Raw genomic sequence first — 3,154 nt, 5'->3', positions numbered from 1 at the left:
GGCAGGTGCGGGCAAAGCGGGTCATCCTCGCAACCGGCGCGATCGAACGTCACATGGTGTTTCCGGGCAATGACCGTCCGGGCATCATGCTTGCTTCTGCAGCCCGCACCTATCTCAACCACTATGGCGTCGCCGTCGGTTCGAAAGTCGGGGTCTACACGGCCAACGATTCGGCCTGGGAGGCTGCGTTCGACCTGGCGCGGGCCGGCGTCGCTGTTCCGGCAATCGTCGATACGCGCGACAATCCGGGCGAGGGGCTGCTCTCCATCGCCGCCGATCTCGGCATCGTCGGTCATCGGGTGCCCTGGAGCGTCTATTATACGCGTCCCTCCGTGATCGAGGCCAAGCGGGAGCCGCTGGTGCGGTTCACGAAGGCCCTGAGCCGCGCCTCGCGCTGGATTTCGCAAAACGGCGCGAATGATGTCGCGCGACTGATCGGCTGTGATTTTCCCGAGTGGACGAGCGCGCAGATCGAGCGCTCCGTCGCCCGATTGCAGCGTCATCATATCTGGCTGCCGGATATGCGCGTGCCCCAGGCCACACTGATGCGCTACCAGCAGATGATCGCCGCATACGGGCTGATCCCTGAGCCGATGGCCTACGAACAGATCGTCGACCGTCGTTTCGCGGACGACGCTGCCGTGGACTCTGGCTCGTTCAATGCGAACCAGTACCAACTCTCCTGAAAGGCAAGTCTATGCTCGATGTGAACGTGACCTCTTCGCCCGTCTACACCAACTATGCACCCTGCTATCTGGCAGATGCGCTTGGGTTCTTCGCCGACAATGGATTGCGTGTGGACGCCACAATACCATCGGGGCCGGGGAGTTCGTGGCTTGCCAACAACCTTCTTGACGGCAAGGCGGATTTTGCGATGGGAGGCATCTGGATTCCGCTCTCCTATCGTAAGCGCCTGGCAGATTTGCCGATCATTGCAATGGTCTGCAACCGTAATCCGCAGATCATCATGTCGCGCACTCCGGTCGAAACCTTCCAATGGGGAAATCTGTACGATCGCAAGGTGATGCTCTCCATGAGCTCGACCAGTCAATGGATGTTCCTCGAAGGCGTCATGAAACGGCAAGGCGCGGATCTGTCCCGCATCACTTTCCTGCGGGACTTGGACGTGAACACCACGGTGCGTCTGTGGCGGCACGGCCTGGCCGATTTCTATCTGGTCGATCCTCTCATGGCCGAAGAGCTGGAGGATGAAGGTTATCATGTGGCAACGACGCTGGCGCGCAGTTGCAGCGACGTTCCGTGGAGCGTTTACTACACGAGCCAGGCCGTCCTCGACCGGCGCGACGGCATGGCCCCGGCGTTTGTGCGGTCTATCGACCAGGCTCTGAAATGGCTGCACGCCCACGGCGACGACGATGTCGCCCGCGCGATGGAAAGATGGTTCCCCGACAGGCCGCGGTCCCTGGTGGCGCGGTCAGTCGCCCGGCTGAGAGGGGATGGCGTGTGGGCGGAATCGGTCGAGATCCCGCAAGGGCCGTTCGATCAGTATCAGCGGATCATAGCCAACTATGGATTGATCGACGCGCCCTATCCGTTCGGCGACGTCGTCGCGACGCCATCGTGAGGATATGTGTTGGGCCGACAGCGATGAAACCAGTGAACATTTTTGTCGTCAACCCGAACACGTCAGGGTCGATGACGGCGACGATCGCCGCCGCGGCGCAAGCCGTGGCCGCGCCCGGCACCCATATCATGACGTCCAACCCTCAAGATGGACCGCCTTCGATCGAAGGATATGCGGATGGCGCCTATGCGGTGCCCGGTATGCTTGACCTGCTGCGCGGGGCTGAGCGCGACGGCTGCGACGGCTATATCATCGCTTGTTTCGATGATACCGGCCTCGATGCGGCGCGTTCATGTGTGTCGGGACCCGTCGTCGGCATAGGGGAGGCGGGGTTTCACTGCGCCAGCCTCATCGCGAACCGCTTCTCCGTGGTCACGACGCTGGCACAGTCGATTCCCATCATTGAGCACAATCTGCTTCGTTACGGGCTTGCCACCCGTTGCGCTGCGGTTCGCACGGCCGAAATTCCGGTTCTCGATCTCGAAGAAAACCGCGCCGCCGCACTCCATGCAATAGGGACGGAGATCGCGCGGGCGAGACATGAGGACGGATGCGAGGCTATCGTTCTGGGCTGCTCCGGCATGGCCGATTTTACCGATGAACTCAGCGAGATCGGAGGGATTCCCGTGATCGAGGGAACATCTTGTGCCGTGAAACTCGTGGAGGGGCTATTGTCGCTCGGTCTCAAGACCTCCAAGGCATGTGGCTATGCCTCACCGCGACCGAAACGGTTTGCCGGCAGTTTGGCGTCGGCGAGCTTTACCACTCCCACCGGACGGGAGGGAAGGAATTGACTGTAGATTCAATCCTTATGGAGCGGCGGTGCGAGGATCTGCTCCGCGATTTTCAGCCGAGTTTTGAGTTCGAGCCCGTGCCGCCCCTTCCGGAAGACGAATTCCGCGATCGTTTGCGGCGTATCCGGCGCGAAGCTGCGGTGGAAGGCTACGATGCGATCATCGCGCACGCCGACTTCATCGGCTGGTATCACACCTCCAACTCGTATCTGCGCTACATTTGCGACTGGATGCGTGAGGGCATTCTGGTGATCCCGACGGATGCAGACAAGGGATTGCAGCTGTTTTCGTTCTTCAGCGACTCGGTCGTTCTTCCGCCGGCTGGAGAACCGTTGCTGGTGGAGGAGATATGGCAGGTCGCGCCTTGGGGCCGGGAAAGTGTGGACCGACCTGGATTCAGTGTGGAGAAGGCGGCTCATGGCTGCGCGGATATCCTGCGGGAGATGGGACTTGCCGCCGGCCGGTTCGGCCTTGTCGGAGACGCTACCTCGCAACCCTATTGGGCCGGTCTGGCGCAGGCTCTGCCTGGCGCGGCGTTCCATCCGGCCACGGGCATCGTCGATCGGATGCAACGCATCCGGTCTCCGCGCGAACAGTCTCTCTTGCGCGGTGCAGCGCAGTTGATCGATATCGGGATTCAGGCCGCGCATCATGTGACACGGCCCGGTGTCACCGATGCCGAGATCTACGCCGCCTTCAGCTATGCGCAACTGGCGCGCGGAGGCGAAACCGGAGACGGTTATCAGATCGGCATAAATCGCTTCGGGACTCATTG

Annotated in this window: 2 protein-coding genes and 2 pseudogenes; all 4 read left to right on the top strand. The window is 61.4% G+C overall.

Annotated elements, in window-relative coordinates; all coding sequences use genetic code 11:
* Positions 1-239, top strand: a pseudogene (locus QZ638_RS22995) (FAD/NAD(P)-binding oxidoreductase); the annotation flags it as partial.
* Positions 240-697: 458 nt separating this feature from the next.
* Positions 698-1,585: an ABC transporter substrate-binding protein gene (locus QZ638_RS22990; protein WP_295815032.1), complete on the top strand. Its 888-nt coding sequence runs from the start codon at positions 698-700 to the stop codon at positions 1,583-1,585.
* A 32-nt stretch (positions 1,586-1,617) separates the two neighbouring features.
* The gene (locus tag QZ638_RS22985) at positions 1,618-2,379 is read left to right on the top strand and encodes an aspartate/glutamate racemase family protein (RefSeq protein ID WP_295815031.1); all 762 of its coding nucleotides are present in this window, start codon (positions 1,618-1,620) and stop codon (positions 2,377-2,379) included.
* Positions 2,380-2,396: 17 nt separating this feature from the next.
* Positions 2,397-3,154: pseudogene (locus QZ638_RS22980) on the top strand (aminopeptidase P family protein); the annotation flags it as partial.

It is taken from the genome of uncultured Nitratireductor sp., assembly GCF_913053745.1.
Lineage (GTDB): Bacteria > Pseudomonadota > Alphaproteobacteria > Rhizobiales > Rhizobiaceae > Nitratireductor.
Note: the sequence above shows the minus strand (reverse complement) of the source record. Positions and strands in the feature narration are given on the sequence as shown.